The organism is Nonomuraea sp. PA05 (assembly GCF_008086045.1).
GTDB lineage: Bacteria > Actinomycetota > Actinomycetes > Streptosporangiales > Streptosporangiaceae > Nonomuraea > Nonomuraea monospora.
Window position 1 is genome coordinate 1 of sequence record NZ_VSEY01000131.1, and the last position, 255, is coordinate 255.

General features: G+C 67.8%; 1 protein-coding gene. It reads right to left on the reverse strand.

Annotated features, from left to right (window positions below; all coding sequences use genetic code 11):
* The coding region (locus FXF51_RS60330; RefSeq protein ID WP_148443849.1) for a ricin-type beta-trefoil lectin domain protein at window positions 1-255 on the reverse strand (255 nt) is incomplete at both ends.

Sequence of the window (255 nt, forward strand, 5' to 3'; positions counted from 1 at the left end):
CCGTTGCAGGACCAGAGCACCAGCTTGGTTCCGTTGGCGGTGGCGTTGTTCGGCACGTCGAGGCACCGCCCCGACTGCACGCCGGTGATGCTGCCGTCGGCGTTGAGGCGCCACTGCTGGTTGGCCTGCCCGTTGCAGTCCCAGATGATCACCTGGGTGCCGTTGGCTGTGCCCTGGTTGTAGGCGTCCAGGCACTTGCCGCCGTAGACCCGCAGCTCACCGCTCGCGGTGGGCGTCCACTGCTGGTTGGGCTGT